The following is an 18,156-nucleotide window of genomic DNA, read 5'->3' as shown; positions in this document are numbered from 1 at the left end:
AAGAAACTCAGGAAAAGTGAAATGAAAAAATAATGAGTTGAAATATATAATTTGATGAATTGAGGATGAAGAAATGAATTTAATTACTTTAGAAAATATATATAAGAGCTACAGTGAAAAGCCTCTATTAGAAGGTATTAAGCTTAATATCACAGATGAGGATAAAATAGGAATAATTGGAGTTAATGGAACAGGAAAGTCTACTCTTTTAAAGATTATTGCAGGGGTAGAGGAATGTGATAAGGGAACCATAACAAAGATGAATGGCCTTAGAATTGCCTATCTTCCACAACATATTGAGTTTAATGATGAGGATAAAGTTATGGACCATGTATTTAATGGACCTGGGGAGGTTATGGCTGTTCTTAGAGATTATGAGCATGTGTTAAATGAAATGAAACATAATAGTGAGGATTCAAAGCTTACAGATAGGCTTCTTAAGCTTACAGCTAAATTAGATGCTCTTCATGGCTGGGAGATTGAAAGTGAAGCTAAAGCAATTTTAACTAAGATTGGTATTTCAGATTTTGAAGCTAAGATGGGAAGTCTTTCAGGGGGACAGAGAAAAAGAGTTGCCTTTTGTAACGTTTTAATCACTCCAAGTGATTTGTTAATTCTTGATGAGCCTACTAACCATATGGATAATGACATAATAGATTATATGGAAGAGTTGATTAAGAAGAGAAAAGGTGGAGTATTAATGATTACCCACGATAGATACTTCTTAGACAGAATTACAAATAAAATCTTTGAAGTGGATAGAGGAGAGCTTTTCAGTTATGATGGAAACTACTCAACTTTCCTTGAGAAGAAGGCTGAAAGAATGCAGATGATGGAGGCTTTAGAATCAAAGAGATTAAATCTTTATAGAAATGAGCTGGCTTGGATTAAAAGAGGAGCCAAGGCAAGAAGCACTAAGCAGAAGGCAAGGATTCAAAGATTTGAGGAGATAAAAAATACATCTTATGCTGTTAAGGAAGATAAAATGGAGATGAATACTGCATCTTCAAGACTTGGGAAAAGAGTATTTGAGCTTGAGCATATCAGTAAGAGCTTTGGAGATAATCTTATTATTAAAGATTTCAGCCACATCTTCACTAAGGAAGAGAGAGTTGGAATCATCGGAAATAACGGAATGGGCAAGTCAACACTTTTAAACATAATCAGTGGAAGACTTCAGCCAGATTCAGGAGAAGTAATTAAAGGAGAAACTGTAAAGCTTGGTTACTTCACTCAAGAAAATGTGGAGCTGGATGGAAACATGAGGGTCCTTGAATATATAAAAGATACAGCAGAGTATGTTACCACCAACGATGGAACCAAGATAACAGCCTCACAAATGTTAGAAAACTTCCTATTTGAAGGACCACTTCAGCATAGCTTTATATCAAAGTTATCTGGAGGAGAAAGAAGAAGACTTTATCTTTTAAAGGTACTGATGGAAGCACCAAACGTATTGTTTTTAGATGAACCTACAAATGATTTGGATATACAGACTTTAACCATTTTAGAGGATTATTTAGATAACTTTGGTGGAACAGTTGTTATCATTTCCCACGATAGATATTTCTTAGATAGAACTGCAAATAGAATTTTCAGCTTTGAAGGTAAGGGAGAAATCCTGGAGCTGGTTGGAAACTATTCTGATTACAAGGATTATAAAGAATTTAAAGAAGAACAACTACAAGAGGAAGTTTCAAAGAAGAAGGAAGAGCCAAAGCAGAAGAGAGAAAAACAGCAGAAGCTTAAGTTCTCTTATAAGGAGCAGAAGGAATTTGAAACCATAGATGAGGATATAGCAAACTGTGAAGCAGCTATTGAGAAACTGGAGTCAGATATAAATAAGCAAGGTAGTAACTTTGTTAAGCTGCAGGAGCTTTTCAAAGAAAAGGAAGAGATGGAAGGAAAACTTGAACATCTAATGGAAAGATGGGAATATTTAAACGAGCTATATGAGGAAATTCAAAATCAATAAGAAAAAAATTACTGGAAACTTAATCTTCCAGTAATTTTTTTATTTAAAACATAAAAGCTCCTCAAAAACAGGGCACTGGTATAAGGCATAATGCAATTAGCAATATCAGTATATAATCAAGGGAGATATTCCAATTAAAGTTTATTTCTTTAGCTAGGTATGGAAAATTATCAGCATCAAATGAAAGATATATTCATTTGATACCCCAGAAAAAAACATGTATAATATTATCTAACGATAATATGATTTAGGAGAATAATATGAGCCAAAGTAATGTAAGAATTTCAGTAAGAAATTTAATAGAGTTTATCTATCGTCAAGGAGATATTGATGATAGATTTGGGTCCATTACTGCTGCTCATGAAGGTACCAGACTTCATAAGGTAATTCAGAAGGAGTTGAAGGAAGAGTGTGATAAGCACCTTAATCAAACCTTTGTCAGTGAGATGTTTTTATCTAAGGAGTTTCAGTATAAGAGTATTGATTTAACCTTAGAAGGAAGAGCTGATGGAGTTATTGTTACCTACGAGGATGAGGAAGCACTTGAAAAATCAATAATGTCCATGGAGCTAGTGGAGGAAGAGCAGGTTCAAGGTTATGTTGATGAAAGTCAAAGGCTACTTGTCCAAGGCGAGACTGATGAAATAAAAGAACAGCATGTCCAAGGCGAAGGTTATGAAATAAAAAAACAGTTTGTCCAAGATGAAGCACAAGGGCTTGTAGCCAGTGATGTTGAAAGTGGAGAACAACAGCCTGTTCAGGGTGATACTGAGGATATTAAAGTACAGACTGTTCCAAAGGAGTCACCTGAAACTAAAGAAGACGAGGAAATCATTCTTGCTAACAAGTCCATTAAGGTGGTGGAGATTAAAACCACGGTTAAGGATATTATGACTTTAGAGGAAAATGAGAATTTTCTTCACTGGGCTCAAGGAAAGCTGTATTGCTACATCCTTTGCCTTGAGGAAGGAGTTTCTGAAATAGATTTGGACCTTATTTACTGCCACAGGGAAAATCTTCACACAAAGACTTTGTCTAAGCATTTGACTTTAGAGGAGCTGGAAGCTTTCTTTAATGAGCTTATGGATAAGTATGTGCGCTGGATTATGCTGCAGGATAAGTGGCTGGCAATAAGAGATAAAGCTTTGGAGGAACTGAACTTTCCATTTTCAGCTTATCGTAAGGGGCAGAGGGAGCTGGCGGTGAATATCTACAGAACCATGAAGGAGAAGAAGGATATATATATTGAGGCTCCAACGGGGACTGGAAAGACTATTTCCACCATGTTTCCTGCTTTGAAGGCACTTTCCATGTATCCTAATGCCAAGTTAGTCTATTTGACAGCCAAAAATATTACAAAGACTGTGGCGGAGGAAACCCTGACAATTTTAAGGAATAAGGGGTTAAAGTTGAAGACCTTGACTCTTACTGCAAAGGATAAAATCTGCTTTCTTGAAGAAAGAAGCTGTAATGGTGAGGATTGCATTTATGCCAGAGGTCACTTTGATAGAGTAAATGATGCCATGTTAGATTTACTTGAAAACCATGAGGCTTTAACTCAGGAGCTGATTATGGAATATGGGAAGAAGTATACGGTATGTCCCTTTGAACTTAGCCTGGATTTGATTCAGTGGAGCGATTTAGTCATAGGTGATTATAACTATTTCTTTGATCCGAAGGCCATGATTAAAAGACTGGAGTTTGATGATACTCCGTACATATTCTTAATTGATGAGGCCCATAATCTGGTGGACAGAGCCAGAGATATGTATTCAGCCACTATCACCACAGAGGAGTTAAAGCTGGCGAAGGAAGAGCTGAAGTATAAGAACAAAAAGCTGGTGGGAATCATCAATAAGGTGATAAAGGCTATGAAAGAAAGAGTCTTAGAGGGAGAGGAAAAGCAGGTTATCATTGATGAAGGTCCTGATGAAATTCTTAATCTTTTGAGGCTTCTTACCGTGGAAGGTGAAGCATATTTGAAGGAGAAAAAGGACAACGATAAAGAGGAAGCTTTTATGAATATCTATTTTAACTCCTTAGATTTCATTCGAATTGGAGAGCTTTTTTCAGAAGACTTTGTTTACTATGGAGAGAAGATTGGCAAGGATTATATCCTTAAGCTCTTCTGCCTAAATCCAAGTCCAATGATTAAAAGCTGCATTGAAAGAAATATCACCACCGTATTTTTTTCAGCAACCCTTTCACCTATGGGATATTTTAAAAAGCTTTTAGGTGGAAAGGAAGATAGCTACAGTTTAAGACTGCCATCACCTTTTCCACCAGAGAATCGAAAGCTTATTATTAAAACCGATGTAGATACTAGGTATCGCTATAGGGAGGGCAGTTATGAGAAGGTGGTAAGATATATCCATGAAACCTTAAAGGAGAATGAAGGAAATTTCTTGGTATTTTTCCCTTCCTTTGAATATATGGAGAATATCTATGAGCTTTACTCTGCCATGTACAGCAGAGAGGAGATTTTTGCTCAAACCAGTGGTATGAGTGAAGAAGAAAGGCATATCTTTTTAAAGCGCTTTGAGGATGAGGACAGAGCCGTGGGCTTTGCTGTTCTTGGAGGAGTTTTTTCGGAAGGTATTGACCTTTGGGGTGATAAATTAAAGGGTGCCATTGTAGTTGGAGTTGGCCTTCCTAAGGTGAACTTTGAAAGAAAGCTTATTGAGGAATACTTTACAAACCATGGAGAGCCTGGGTTTCACTATGCCTATACTTTTCCGGGGATGAATAAGGTGATTCAAGCTATGGGAAGAGTTATAAGAAGAGAAGAAGACACGGGGACTATAGTCTTAATGGATAAGAGATATGCTATGGAGATTTATAAGAATTTAATGCAAGTATAATACTAAAGCATCAATATTAAGAAGAGCATTAATATTTCATAAATAGATATATCTTTAAAAAAGCGTATAGAGGAAATAAAGAAAAGGCAGTCTAAAATATATTAGACTGCCAATTTTTATATTATAAACTTCTATACTTTTCTACTTTTGAAATTATGCTAATGATCCACAGCAGTTAACATAGTTACCAAATGCTTGAACAGTAACATCAGTGCTAGCGCAAAGAGGAATAGCTATTGCAACAGTAAATGGTACTTCTAAATTGCCACAGCCAGTGCCTGTTCTAGAAACTATACGACATTGCTGACCAACAACTGTAGTACCAGCAAGAACAGATACTACAACGATAAAGTCTTTGTTTGGACATAGATTTTGAACTGTAACTGTGAAAGTTACTACTCTAGCAGTAGTTGCAGCATTAAAATTTAAATTTCCTAAAGGTTGAGGGCAGAGACAAGGTACTAGTGGTGGGTCAATAGCTCCTTCATTTTCAGCATCGATATTTATACATCTTTCATCAATCATATTTACACCTCATAATTTTTAAAAATTATATTTATTATTAATTATTTATTATTTATTATTTATTTTTGATTTAAGCCGTTGGAGAATATATATCTCCTACTTGTAATATATGTTAAAGTTAATATGATGTTACTAAAATAATGATTTAAATAAATATTAAAATGTTTATTTAAATAGATAATTTAATAATAACCACAGTGTTATACTCAGGTTGTTATGTAAAGTATTATGCAAATATAGAATATATTATAAAAAGTAAAGGCAGTATAAATATTATTTAGACTGCCAATTTATATATTAAAATCTAAGCTGCAATTCTAAGTTATAGATTGCGGCAATTAACATAGTTTCCAAGTACCTCTAAGTAAACAACCTCATCACTACAAAGTGGTACAGCAATTACTAGGTTATAGGTTCGTTTAAAGCATTTCCAGTCTCTGCTGCAAACTATATCACAGATTTCACCTACACCAATATCTCGGTAGTTTTTTCTAATAAATGCAGATATAACTAGTCCAAATGGTCTATTTGGACATATATTTTTTAGCGTAACAGTTACCTTAATTACTCTAACTTTAGTTTGTGCGTCTAAGGTTTTACGTCCTAAATTTTGTGGACATTCACAAGGATTTAATTTTACTGAATGGCAGGTACATGAATCAAAATCTGGCTTAGAATTGTCAGAATTAGATTCTTGTATAGAGAATTCATCGCCATCGAGGTTATCTTCTTCGTCATCAATCGTATTTTGTATACTCCATTTAACATGTACTTCATTATTATTGGAATTGATGGCATTAATGGTTTCGCTAGTATCAAATGAATCGCTCATATTAAATGAGTCATTTGAAATTGCTACTAGTAGTTCATTTTGATCTTCTGATAGTTCAAAAAATGGCTTATGGTGGTCTACTGAATTTTTACTTGTAGTATTAGGTTCAGTAGATTCTATATTTAAATTTGAAAAAAATTCATTATATTTCATATACTACACCTCATAATTCTATATATTTTATATTGATTTTTTACAAAAGAAGGTGTTTCAACATAGTGGGTTCTAATACAATATATGTGTGATAGATATAAATGCTACTTAAAAATAACTTTTACAGAAAATGTAGCTATTTTCCAAGGTGTAAATATAATGATAGTAAATAGAATGATATTTTGCATTCTAAATTAAAAATAATATGAAAATAAAGGAATTGAGAAAAATGAAAGGAAAATCCAATAATGAGTACAAGGACTCCTTTAATAATGATCATTTTGATAGCATCATTAATGAACTGGATATGAATTTAAATAATATGATAGATACGGTAAGGGCTTATGGCAGAATAAAGCTTAAACCATGTGAATTTTGTACTAAAGGCAGAGTAACATTAAATGCGGACATGTTCGATGATGAAGAATGTGATTTACGAGAAGATAACTGCAGAGACAGACATGAAGAAGATTTTGATTTTGAAGAATGCAGATGCAGAGATAGACATGATGAAGATTATGACTTTGGAGAATGCAGGTGCAGAGATAGACATGATGAAGATTATGATTTTGGAGAATGCAGAGACAGACATGAAGAAGATTTTGATTTTGAAGAATGCAACTGCAGAGATAGACATGAAGATGATTTTGACTTTGGAGGGTGCAGATGCAGAGACAGGCATGAAGAAGATTGTGACTTTGGACAATGCCGATGCAGAGACAGGTATGAAGAAGATTCTGATTTTAGAGAATGTCGATGCGGAGACAGACATGAAGAAGATTTTGATTTTGGAGAATGCAGAGACAGAAACAGACATGATGAAGAGCATGATTTTGGAGAATGCCGATGCAGAGACAGGCATGAAGAAGATTATGACTTTGGAGAATGCCGATGCAGAGATAGACGCAATGAAGAAGATGATTTTGAGGAATGCAGGAGCAGAGATAGATCCAATAGAAATTGGAATTTCCAAGAAGAAAGAGATTGGACGTGGGGCAATGCAAATTATAACGTTAAAGAAAATAGCAACAGAAATCAATGTACAAAAGATATAAGTTTAGTTAAAGGCAATTGTGGCAATGTATACAATGGATATAATGCTAATTATAGTTACTATGGATGGAATTATGCAGCTTATCCATATCAAGGTATGCAGAGAAATAATGAGTCCACCATAATCATTGTATTAATATTTTTATGGTTTTTATGTGGCCCAATTATATGGTTTTAATTCCTGAAATAAGGTTAAATTCTAAAAAAAATTAATTCAATTATTACATTTGTAAGTATTTAAAGTAAGGTGACTTAGCCAAGTAGTTACCATATCAATTTATATTCTAAAAAAAGCCCTTTTGGGCTTTTTTTCATGGAATTAATTACATTTATTTGAAAGTATTTGGTGAAAATTTATCTATAATGCTAATTAAATTGTAATCATTATTTGACATTAAGTGTTGAGAGATAATGATTGAAAAAATCGTAATATGAGAAAAAATTTAATGAAAGGAAATGGTTTTCATGGGCAAGGTTTGAAACATAAGTTTAATAATGGATTTTATTTGTTATCTCTAATTAGTGTTCAGATGGGTGGAAAAGGATTACAGTGAATAAAATGTCGATATAAGAACAAGAAAAGTAAATAATAGTAAGAGACGATGAAGAAAAAGAAAGAAAAAAGCCACAGGTTGAAGGGCACAGGGAGAATTTAAAAGATTTTATGGTAAAAAAAGACAAAGGCCTTCCGGGTGAGTATATTTTTCAAGGTTAATGGAAATTACTAGGAGAAAAAGGCGAAGGAAAAACCATGAATATTTTGTAAAAAAGTGGTAATATAATTATTGTACAATGTGAAATATGAAATTGGTATAGAGAATTAAAATTGGGGATACAAAAGGTGGGGTGAGTGTTGTTGCGAATGGGAGTTTTAGGCATAGACAAGTTTTTGAAAAACTCCAAAAGAGAAAAGGCAATATCCGTCGAAATGAAAATAAAGCCTGGGGTTAAAAGGGTAATGATTATCGGTACAGGAGATTGTGCAAAGATACTTATAGGGGAAATTCATAGGGAACAAAGGGATAGATATAAGATAGTAGCACTTATTGATGATGATATCAGAAAGAGAAACTTTAATTTTAAGGGGTATAAGGTTCAGGGAAATCGAAACGATATTGGACAAGTTGTTGAAGAGCGAAGGGTTGATGTGATTTTCTTTGCCATTGCAAATGTTGATTCCAAGGAAAAAGAAAAGATTATAGAGCTTTGTAATGAAACAAAGGCAAAGGTGAAAATTGTGCCACCGTTAATGGATATTATTGATGGAGATGAAGATGTTACGGTAAGTGGCCTAAGAGATGTGGATTTAAAGGATCTTTTAGGGAGAGATGAAATTATTTTAGATAGGGAAGGAATTAAGGAATACCTTCAAGGAAAGACTATATTGGTAACTGGAGGAGGAGGCTCAATAGGCTCTGAACTGTGCAGACAGATTGCAAAGTTTAAACCGAAGAAATTATTAATTTTTGATATTTATGAGAATAATGCCTATGACCTTCAGAATGAGTTAAGAAGAAAATTCCCTAATTTAAAGAAGAGAGTAATTATTGGTTCCGTAAGGGATAAATCAAGATTAAAGGAAGTCTTTGAAAGCTATCATCCAGAAATTATATTCCATGCAGCGGCTCATAAACATGTGCCATTAATGGAGGACAACCCTGGAGAAGCAATTAAGAATAATGTGGTTGGTACTTTAAATGTAGCAAATTGCGCTAGCAGGTATGGAGCTGAAAAATTTGTACTTATCTCTACAGATAAGGCTGTAAACCCAACAAATGTGATGGGAGCCACTAAGAGAATGTGTGAAATGATAATGAGTGCCATGAATAGTGAAAGTAAAACGGAATTTGTGGCAGTGAGGTTCGGTAACGTTTTAGGAAGTAATGGTTCAGTGATACCTTTATTTACAAAGCAGATAAAGGAAGGTGGGCCAGTTACCGTTACACATAAAGACATAATAAGATATTTTATGCTAATACCAGAGGCGGCACAGTTAGTGCTTCAAGCAGGAGCCTATGCAAAGGGGGGCGAGGTTTTTGTTTTAGATATGGGAGAGCCTGTTAAAATCTATGATTTAGCAGAAAAGCTCATAAGACTTTCAGGATTCAAGCCTCATGAGGATATAGAAATTAGAGTTACAGGCTTAAGACCAGGAGAGAAGTTATACGAGGAGTTACTTTTAAATGAAGGCTTAAGAAAAACCCTTCATGATAAGATTTTTATAGATAAACCAGAAAATTATATTTTAAAGGAAGTAAATAAAAACATTGAGGAGCTTATATTCATGGCTGCATCAGGGGATAGGGAAAAACTTATTGCCAAGCTTAAAAATGTAGTACCAACCTTTGTGGCTCCTGAAGAGATAAATGAAAAAGGAGTCAGGAGTTAATAATAGGGGGTTGTGACAGTGGAAAGCAGAAAAAGCGAGAAAAGATACTTAATGGAAAGAAGTCTGGGTTTAAAAATTCATGATATAGATTTTGAAGATGTTAAACAAGTGGCAAATAAAAAGAAGATATTTTTAGCATCACCTCATATGGGTGGTCATGAAATGAGGTTTATAGAGGAAGCCTTCGATACCAATTGGATTGCTCCTTTAGGACCTAATGTGGAGAATTTTGAGAAGGAAGTTGCTGATTATGTTGGTATTGATGGAGCTGTAGCTTTGTCTTCAGGAACAGCAGCAATTCATATGGCACTAAAGCTCATTGGTATAGAGCCAGGAGATTTGATCTTCTGTTCGTCCTTAACCTTTGCAGCCACCTGTAATCCAATAGTTTATGAAGGTGGGAAGCCAGTATTTATTGATTCAGAGCCTCAAAACATGAATATGTCACCAAAGGCCTTGGAAAAAGCCTTTAAATATTATCAAGGTAAAGGCCAGCTTCCAAAGGCAGTTTTAGTAGTTCACTTATATGGACAAGTTGCTGACATGGATGCAATAGAAGAAATCTGTAATAAATATCAGGTTCCAATCATTGAAGATGCAGCAGAAGCCTTAGGCGCAACCTATAAGGGAAGATACGCAGGAACCATGGGTGACTATGGGATATTCTCCTTTAATGGAAACAAGATAATCACCACTTCTGGTGGAGGAATGCTGGTTTCAAGGAATAAGGAGGCTTTAAAGAAAGCACTATTCTGGTCAACACAATCCAGGGACAAAGCAAGACATTATGAGCATTCGGAGCTTGGATTTAACTACCGCATGAGCAATGTACTTGCAGGCATAGGCAGAGGACAGCTTTTAGTTTTAAAGGAAAGACTGGAGAAAAAGAAGAAAATTTTCGAAACCTATCAATGGGCCTTAGCAGGTATTGAGGACATAGAAATGGCAAAGATTTGTGATTACGGTGAATCAAATTATTGGTTAAGCACCATGTTCTTAAAGCAAGATTCAACCATAAATGTTATAGATATTATAGAAGCTCTTGAAAAAGAAAACATAGAAGCAAGACCAATTTGGAAGCCAATGCATAATCAGCCTTTCTTTGAGGAGTACAGATTCTTCAGCCATAATGAAGTGGGGATTAGTGTGTCTGAAGAAGCCTTTGAAAGGGGGATATGTTTACCATCAGATACGAAGATGACTATTGAGGAGCAGATGAGGGTCATTAGTATTATCAGAAACTTGTTTGCTTATGGAATGTAGAATCTAGAATGTATGATTTGAAATTTAGGATTTAGAATTATGGAAGCTTCTCCTCACTTTGTCTGGAGAAGCTTTGATTTAAACAAATGGTGGATCCTCTTGGGTTTGCTAGAGGGAGCGATGTGGGGTTATGGTTTTAAAAAGGATTTTTGATATGCTTTTATCTACGGTGGGACTTGTTTTACTTTTTCCTTTTTTAATGGTTATGGCAGTACTGGTGAAAGTCAAGCTGGGAAGCCCGGTATTTTTCATCCAGGAGAGAGTGGGAAAAGATAATAAGCTTTTTAAAATGATTAAGTTTAGGAGTATGCTGGATGATTATGATGAAACAGGAAAGCTGCTTTCAGATAATGAAAGATTGACAGACTTTGGAAGAATTCTAAGGGCAACCAGTATTGATGAATTGCCAGAACTTATAAATGTTTTAAAGGGGGACATGAGTATTGTGGGACCAAGGCCTCTTTTAAAACAATACTTGCCTCTTTATTCTAGAAAACAGCTTCGAAGACATGAAGTGAGGCCAGGGATAACAGGATGGGCACAAATCAATGGCAGAAATGCAATCTCTTGGAGGGAGAAGTTTAAGCATGATGTGTGGTATATAGATAACTGGTCTTTATGGCTGGATATAAAGATTATTTTTATGACGGTTAGGAAGGTCTTTGTCAGAGAAGGGGTAAATCAAGATGACAAGGTAACCATGGAGTACTTTAATGGAAAGAACTAAGGAGTTAAGGAACTAAGGAGACTTCTTCTCATATTATTTAAGAATAAGTTCAAATAGAGATGAGAAGATTTAGATTCTCACTTACAAATGTGTAACTAAATAAAATTTTGTACACTTACTTAACGCTTGTGGGGAGGCTTTTTTAGTAAAGCCGGGGTGTTACGAAGGCTGGAACATAGCGGAGTCAGCAAATTAATTTCTACCTTGTTAAATATCAGCATTAATAAAAAGTTACCAGCAAGAGGTGATTTAAAGCAGGTTATTTAATAAAAGAAGGTCCTAAAAACTCAAACAGGAAGTATTTAGGATTATATTAAATTTCATAGTAACAAAGGGTGGATTGAGCGGAAAGGGCTAAATTAAATGAAGCAACTTGTGGAATAAAGAAGTAATTATAAAGGCTGTCAAAGGAAAGAAATTTAATCATAGTATTAAAAACCTTGATAATTACTAAATAGGGGGAGAAGTATGGAAAAGGTATTAGATATTAGTGAGTTCTTATATATGTTAAAAAAGAACTGGTGGGTAATAATTTTAATCACGTTGATAACTACTGGCTTAGGTTTTAATAATGCTAGAAAAATGGTTCCAGCCTATCAAGGATCCATGAAGATTTTTTTAGGTTCATCAAGTGGTGGAGAAGACATGATGAATATGTATTCTCAAGAGGAGCTTTCCCAGTATAGTGAATTTTTAAGTATTTTCAAAGAAATTATAGGAATTCAAGAGTTTATGGAGTCTACTTTAAAAAGACATGATTTAAATATGAGTGCAGGTGCTGTAAGTGCTGGGCTTAATATATCAGGTTCCTCAAAGACACCAATCTATACCTTAAGCTATGGAAGTGGAAATGAAGCCATCATTGAGCCGGTTTTAATGGCAGTGTATGATGAGTTATCCGTTCAGGTAGATAGATTAATTCCAGGTAAAAAGATAACTATTTTAAACAATGTGAGCACCTATCCAATAATGCCTAATAAAGCAAAGCGAATTTTAACTGGCTTTGGTATGGGCTTTATGGGTTCAATAATGCTTTTATTTATTAAATACTATATGGACAACACAATTAAAACTAGGGAACAACTAGAAAAAGTTTTACCAATACCAGTTTTAGGAGAGATTCCTTCTCATGAAAGAAAGTTTGTAAAGGAGGAGAAAAGATATGCTAGTTGTCAAAAAGATGCCAAAATCTATATCAGCGGAGGCGTACAGGATTTTAAGAACGAAGCTTAAATATTCAGGAGTTGATACAGATATAAAGACCATTGTGATTACAGCCGCAGAGGCATCAGAAGGAAAGTCAACAATTTCAGGAAACCTGGCAGCAACCTTAAGTGATAATGGCAGTAGGGTGGTAATTGTGGACTGCGATTTGAGAAAGCCCTCCATGCATAAAAGATTTAATGTTACAAACTCAAACGGACTTACAGATTACTTAGTTGGAGAAAAGGAATTCAGGGATGTGGTTAAGGTCATTGACGAAAGTCTTCATTTCATTTCAGCAGGAGAGATACCTCCAAATCCAGCAGAGATAATTGGATCAAGAAAGCTGGAAAACTTTTTAAAGCTTCTAAAGCTGAATTATGATTATGTGATAATTGATACACCTCCAATAATGGCAGTGACGGACTCTAGGATTCTGGCAGCAAAGGCAGATGCAACCTTGATGGTGGTAAGAAGCGGTAAAACTAAAGCAAATGTAATACATAGAGCTTACGAAGAACTGATTAAGGTTGGAGCAAATGTGATTGGCTCCATTATTAATGATTTAGACACCGATAGAAAGGATACCTATTATTACTATTACGAAGAAGAGGAAAAAAAGAAATTTTCCTTGGGGCTGTTTAAACGTAAAAGAAAGAAAAGAAGAAGATAAAGCCTTATATTTTACAAATTAATTTTTGAAGTATGGTAATGGGGTGAAGCGGAGTGAAGGATATAGTAATCATTGGAGCAGGCGGAGTTGGACGTGAAGTATCTTTGATAATTGAACAAATTAATAGTTTAAAGCCCACCTGGAATATCCTTGGCTTTATTGATGATAATCCAAACAATCTCGGTAAGATTATTGATGGACAGAAGGTTATAGGGGATTCCAAGTATTTAATGACCTTAAGTGAAGAAACTTATGTGGTAATTGCTATTGCAAATTATAAGGTGAAGAAAAGCTTTGTTGAAAAACTGGGGAGACGCTTTAAATTTGCAACCATAATTCATCCAAGGGTTCTTGTCCATGACTTTATGACTGTGGGAGAAGGCACCATTATATATGAAGGTGTAATTTTAACCACAGATATAAGAATCGGCTCCCAGGTAATCATAAGCCCTAAATGTGGCATTGGACACGACTCAATAATTAAGGATTATGTGTCACTTTTGTGGAATGTAAATGTATCAGGGGCAGATGTCATTGGAGAAGGAGTACTTGTGGGTTCAGGAGCAACCATCATTCAAAATTTAAAGGTTGGACAAGGAGCCACCATAGGAGCTGGAGCAGTAGTAGTAACAAATATACCTGAAAACTGTACAGCAGTGGGAGTGCCAGCAAAGGTTTTAGAAAGGAAGGATTTATTTGAAAAGGATATTGTATGTAACTACGGTTAGTTTAACCTTAAACACTTTTTTAATACCACATATTAGGCATTTAATAAACCACGGCTTTCAAGTTGATATTGCTTCCAATATTGATGTACCCTTAGATAAAACCTTTGAAAAAATGGAAATAATTCATTATAAAATAAACTTTTCAAGGAATCCTCTACATCCAAAGAACATAGAAGCCTATAGAGAAATTAAAAGGCTTCAAGAAGAGAATAATTATGACATAGTTCATGTTCATACACCAGTTGCATCCTTTGTAACGCGGATGGCATTAAGAAGTAAAAGTGTTAAAATGATTTACACAGCCCATGGGTTCCACTTTTATGATGGAGCACCACTAATAAACTGGGCTTTATATTATCCGCTAGAGAAATTAGCAGCAAGATGGACAGACACTCTAGTAACAATAAATGATGAAGACATGATGAGAGGAAAGAAATTTAATTTGAGAAATAATGGACAAGTTTATAAAATGCCTGGTGTAGGTATTAAAGAAGAAAGTTATGAAATTGAAAATTTCAATAGAAATCGATATAGAAAAAGCTTAGGACTTAAGAAGGACGACTTCGCAATCTTAGTTTTGGCAGAGCTGAACAAAAATAAAAACCATATGCAGATAATAAAAGCCATTGATGAACTAAAGGAGAAGTGTCCAAGAATTAAGCTCATATGTGCAGGCAAAGGGCCAAAGGAAAAAGAGCTAAAAAGAGTTGTAAAGTATATGAAATTAGAGGAAAATGTAAAGTTTATTGGCTTTAGAAGAGATATTACTCAGCTTTTATACTGCAGTGATTGTGTAGGTCTATTCTCTCATAGGGAAGGCCTTGGAAAATGCCTTTTAGAAGGAATGATTGCTGGAAAACCAATTATAGCAACAAATACAAGAGGGCCTAAGGAACTCATAGAAGATGGCGCTAACGGCTTTTTAGTTGAGGTTGATGACTACAAGCACCTAGCAGAGTATCTAGAAAAAATCTATGGGGATCAGGAGATGCAGAATAGGTTTGGAGAGAAATCTAAAGAAAAGGTAAAGGAGTTTTATTTAGACAAGGTATTACAGGAAGTAATAAATTTTTATTAGGAGGATGGGGAGATGGAGCCGAAGGTTTCTATACTGATGGGAGTATATAACTGTGAAGATACTTTAATTGAAAGTATTGAATCAATTATAAGACAAAGCTATACGAATTGGGAATTGATAATATGTGATGACTGTTCAAGGGATAACACAGCAGCAATAGCCTTGGATTACTCTATTAATTTTCCAGATAAAATAAAGTTTTTGAGAAATGAAGAAAACTTAACCCTTGGCCCAACCTTAAATAGATGTTTAAAGGAAGCAACAGGTAAATACATTGCAAGACATGATGGAGATGATCTTTGTGATAAAAATAAACTAGAAATTCAAGTTAAATTTTTGAAGAAGAATAAAGATATCGACTTAGTTGGAACTGCAATGGAATGCTTTGATGAAAATGGAGTTCATGGAATAAGAAAATTAAAGGAAGCTCCAGTTGGCAGAGACCTAATGAGGGGTACAACCTTCTGCCATGCAACAATAATGATGAAAGCTCAAGTGATTAAAGCCTTGCAGGGTTACTCTGAAAATAAAGAAGCCAGAGGGGTAGAAGATTATGACTTATGGTTTAGATTTTTCCATAAAGGTTATAAAGGTATTAACCTGCAAGAGCCTTTATATAAAGTAAGGGAAGACAGAAACTGTTATAAAAGAAAAAGTACAAAAAGAAGAGTAAATGAAATTAAAACCATGTATGAAGGAAGAAAACTCTTGGGGCTGGGGTTTACGGATAATAAATATATTGTAAAGCCAATGATAGCAGCCGTTGTTCCCAGTAAGTTAATGATGGAGTATCAGAAGAGAAAAATGTGGAAGTAAGCTAAGGAGCTTAAGGAACATTAGGAAGGAGGATAAGGATGGCAATATACATGTTGAACTTAGTAGTGGTATCAGTATGTGGGTATATGGCGGAGGTTACTAAGAGGTTTGATGAAGAAAAGAATAGGTATAAATATAAAATTATATTTATAATTGTAGCTGCGTTATCTTTGATACTAGTATCGGGGTTTAGATATAAAGTTGGGACAGACTTCACTCAATATAGTGAGTACATAATTTATTACGATAACTCTTTTGATGGAATCTTCAATGAAGCCGGTTTTGCAATTCTTCTTAATATTTCAAGGGCAATCACAGAAAATCCACAACTGTTTTTTATGATAACCTCAATAATTGTAAATGTATGTGTAATTACTTTTTTAATCAAAAATACAGATAATATGTTTCTATCGCTTTACTTTTATATAACAACCTTTATGTTTTACTTAACTATGAATGGAGTAAGACAATATATAGCCTCTGTAATAGTAATGCTAGGGTATCGAGCCTTAGTTGAAGGGAATTTTAAAAAGTACTTAATATATGTTGGAGCAGCCTTTACCTTTCATAGCACTGTAATTTTTATGATACCAGTGTATTTTATTGCGAGAAAAAGAATTGATAGTGTATGGAACATAGGAATATTTTTCTTTGCAATAATGGCAATGCTTTTCTATGGAGAATTTATCGAAATATTATTTGAACTTTTAAAGGATACTAGGTTTGCATATTATAAGGAGATATTTTTAGATGGTAGTGGAGCAAATCCAATTAGAATTATAGTTTGGATGGCACCAGTAGTTCTGATTTTTATGTATAAGGATAGAGCAAGAAAGGTATTTGGAGAAAATGTAGATATAGTTGTGAATTTATGCTATTTAGGGTCTATATTTATGATTCTTGCTAGTAAGCAGGTATTCTTTGCAAGGATGTGTATGTATTTTGATGGATACTACCTATTATTACTACCAAAGCTATGCTCTATGTTTGAGGAGAAAACAAATAAATTTATGACAGCATTAATAATGGTTGCATACCTTGGATATTCACTTTTACTCTTAAGAAGTAGAGAAGCTTGGATATCTCCATACAATTATAATTTACAATTATTCTAGATTATAGATAGCTTTAAGGAGGATACTATGGAAAATAATAAAATTCCTAAAATTATTCATTATTGCTGGTTTGGAAGAGGAGAAAAACCAAAGATAGTTAAAGCGTGTATTGAAAGCTGGAAGGCTATTATGCCAGATTATGAAATTAAGGAGTGGAATGAGGATAACTTTGATATAAATTGTAATGACTTTGTAAGAGATGCTTATGAGGCAAAGAAATATGCTTTTGTTAGTGATTATGTTAGAGTTTATGCACTAAATAAGTATGGTGGTATTTATTTAGACACGGATGTGAAAACACTAAAATCCTTTGATGAATTTTTATATGAGGACTCCTTCTGGGGATTTGAAGAAAAGAACTTTGTTGCAACAAGCACCATTGGCGCAGCTAAAGATAATGAGATTATCAAAATGTTTTTAGATTCCTATGAGGATAAAAAGTTTAAAATAGAAAATGGACAAGGCATAGCACTCACTAATGTGAGGGCAGTTTCGGAAATATTAGGTGTTCTTGGTTTTAAGATGGATGGAAGTAAACAGACCATTGAAGGATTAGGAACCGTATATCCTCAAGAGTATTTTTCACCCTATGATTATATAAACTGTGTTGATACTAGTACGAAAGATACGGTTGCTATCCATTACTTTTATAAGAGCTGGCTGCCTTATAGTGTTAGATTAAAGCAGAGTATTAAAAAGTGTATTGTAAGCATTATAGGTAGAGCAAATATGAATAGATTAAGAAATTTAAAGGGTGGATTATAG

15 protein-coding genes are annotated in these 18,156 nt (G+C 34.4%); 13 read left to right on the top strand and 2 right to left on the bottom strand.

From position 1 onward, the window contains the following. Positions 1-73: 73 nt before the first annotated feature. Both BN1075_RS17280 and BN1075_RS17275 read left to right on the top strand, forming a co-directional pair. The gene (locus BN1075_RS17280; protein WP_040194518.1) at positions 74-1,975 is read left to right on the top strand and encodes an ABC-F family ATP-binding cassette domain-containing protein; all 1,902 of its coding nucleotides are present in this window, start codon (positions 74-76) and stop codon (positions 1,973-1,975) included. Between the two features lie 260 nt (positions 1,976-2,235). Next, entirely contained in the window at positions 2,236-4,836 is a 2,601-nt protein-coding gene (locus BN1075_RS17275) for an ATP-dependent DNA helicase (RefSeq protein ID WP_052406627.1), read from the top strand. A 153-nt stretch (positions 4,837-4,989) separates the two neighbouring features. Here the strand turns inward: BN1075_RS17275 and BN1075_RS17270 are convergent, their stop codons facing one another. Then, positions 4,990-5,361, bottom strand: coding sequence for a hypothetical protein (locus BN1075_RS17270; RefSeq protein ID WP_040194517.1), 372 nt, complete (start codon positions 5,359-5,361; stop codon positions 4,990-4,992). A gap of 322 nt (positions 5,362-5,683) precedes the next feature. Next, positions 5,684-6,346 (bottom strand): hypothetical protein, encoded by a 663-nt coding sequence (locus BN1075_RS17265; RefSeq protein WP_040194516.1) that lies wholly within the window; start codon positions 6,344-6,346, stop codon positions 5,684-5,686. Between the two features lie 229 nt (positions 6,347-6,575). Here BN1075_RS17265 and BN1075_RS17260 point away from each other — a divergent pair, with 229 nt between their 5' ends. The 11 genes from BN1075_RS17260 to BN1075_RS17210 all read left to right on the top strand — a co-directional run bounded on the left by BN1075_RS17260 (position 6,576) and on the right by BN1075_RS17210 (position 18,156). Then, a complete protein-coding gene (locus BN1075_RS17260) occupies positions 6,576-7,577 on the top strand; it encodes a hypothetical protein (protein ID WP_040194515.1) in 1,002 nt (333 codons plus the stop codon). 672 nt (positions 7,578-8,249) lie between these two features. Further along, the gene (locus tag BN1075_RS17255) at positions 8,250-9,788 is read left to right on the top strand and encodes a polysaccharide biosynthesis protein (protein ID WP_235777830.1); all 1,539 of its coding nucleotides are present in this window, start codon (positions 8,250-8,252) and stop codon (positions 9,786-9,788) included. 147 nt (positions 9,789-9,935) lie between these two features. Continuing rightward, positions 9,936-11,051 (top strand): DegT/DnrJ/EryC1/StrS family aminotransferase, encoded by a 1,116-nt coding sequence (locus BN1075_RS17250; protein ID WP_042387602.1) that lies wholly within the window; start codon positions 9,936-9,938, stop codon positions 11,049-11,051. 130 nt (positions 11,052-11,181) lie between these two features. Then, a complete protein-coding gene (locus BN1075_RS17245) occupies positions 11,182-11,778 on the top strand; it encodes a sugar transferase (RefSeq protein ID WP_040194513.1) in 597 nt (198 codons plus the stop codon). Positions 11,779-12,246: 468 nt separating this feature from the next. Further along, positions 12,247-13,011, top strand: a complete 765-nt coding sequence (locus BN1075_RS17240; protein WP_040194512.1) for a YveK family protein — start codon at positions 12,247-12,249, stop codon at positions 13,009-13,011. After that, a complete protein-coding gene (locus tag BN1075_RS17235) occupies positions 12,941-13,654 on the top strand; it encodes a CpsD/CapB family tyrosine-protein kinase (protein ID WP_040194510.1) in 714 nt (237 codons plus the stop codon). Before BN1075_RS17240 ends, BN1075_RS17235 begins: the two co-directional genes overlap by 71 nt. Before the next feature lie 53 nt (positions 13,655-13,707). After that, positions 13,708-14,382, top strand: coding sequence for an acetyltransferase (locus tag BN1075_RS17230; RefSeq protein WP_040194508.1), 675 nt, complete (start codon positions 13,708-13,710; stop codon positions 14,380-14,382). Further along, positions 14,351-15,460: a glycosyltransferase family 4 protein gene (locus BN1075_RS17225; RefSeq protein WP_040194507.1), complete on the top strand. Its 1,110-nt coding sequence runs from the start codon at positions 14,351-14,353 to the stop codon at positions 15,458-15,460. Before BN1075_RS17230 ends, BN1075_RS17225 begins: the two co-directional genes overlap by 32 nt. Before the next feature lie 12 nt (positions 15,461-15,472). Then, a complete protein-coding gene (locus tag BN1075_RS17220; RefSeq protein ID WP_040194505.1) occupies positions 15,473-16,276 on the top strand; it encodes a glycosyltransferase family 2 protein in 804 nt (267 codons plus the stop codon). A gap of 38 nt (positions 16,277-16,314) precedes the next feature. Further along, complete coding sequence (locus BN1075_RS17215; RefSeq protein WP_040194503.1) at positions 16,315-17,391, top strand: EpsG family protein; 1,077 nt, start codon at positions 16,315-16,317, stop codon at positions 17,389-17,391. Further along, complete coding sequence (locus tag BN1075_RS17210; protein ID WP_328286206.1) at positions 17,392-18,156, top strand: glycosyltransferase family 32 protein; 765 nt, start codon at positions 17,392-17,394, stop codon at positions 18,154-18,156.

The organism is Clostridium culturomicium (assembly GCF_000821305.1).
Taxonomy (GTDB): domain Bacteria; phylum Bacillota; class Clostridia; order Clostridiales; family Clostridiaceae; genus Clostridium_J; species Clostridium_J culturomicium.
Note: the sequence above shows the minus strand (reverse complement) of the source record. Positions and strands in the feature narration are given on the sequence as shown.